This window comes from Psychrobacter sp. 1U2, assembly GCF_051847575.1.
In genome coordinates this window covers 1-677 of sequence record NZ_JBPYDC010001178.1, presented here as the reverse complement: position 1 = coordinate 677, position 677 = coordinate 1, and the positions used below count along the sequence as shown (strand labels likewise).

The window sequence follows — 677 nt, the reverse complement described above, 5'->3', positions numbered from 1 at the left end:
ATTCTAATAGTGTTTGTTTGCGCATTTGTTATTTTTTGACTTGAGATAATTATAGCAATGATTTACTTACCATCTGTTATTCATATAGGTATGCTTTGTGAATTTATGCTACTTAAACTTACCCTAATATATCGATGACCACCTCTAACTACCTGATTTTAAATAGGTATTTCAAAATGTTTCAGAATAAACTTTGTTACGCTTATCTTTCTCTTATTCTACTGGTAGTTTGCTCTGTTACTTTTGATATAAAAGTATGGTTAGTCAATAATGGATAATTTTATCGTTTGATATAGTGACGTATTGAAATAGACTCACAAAAACCAAGCAGTAGTTTACAATAAGGTACCTGCATCAGAGCGAAAAGCTTTATATAGTCTGTGCTAAGTAATGCTTTGTGTCATATAATCCATAATAAATAACAGATAAAAATTTGAGCAATAAAACATTTGATAAGTCACTTTTAGAGAACAACTTAGGGAACAATATGTACGATAACGGCTTGATGATTGGACACTTTGAACCGCTACACTTAGGGCAAATGCGTAGTATTTTAGACGCTGCAGGACAAGCAAAATCGTTACACATCATCATTACCGCTCACCCGTCACCGCATCCAGACTTCACTATTACGCTACAAGATAAAGCCCGCTGGCTCCAGATGGCTTGTGCAGATC

1 pseudogene is annotated in these 677 nt (G+C 34.3%); it reads left to right on the top strand.

Annotation, left to right across the window (positions count from 1 at the left end):
• Positions 1-487 precede the first annotated feature (487 nt).
• Positions 488-677 (top strand): annotated as a pseudogene (locus tag ACS8FD_RS21055) (multifunctional transcriptional regulator/nicotinamide-nucleotide adenylyltransferase/ribosylnicotinamide kinase NadR); the annotation flags it as partial.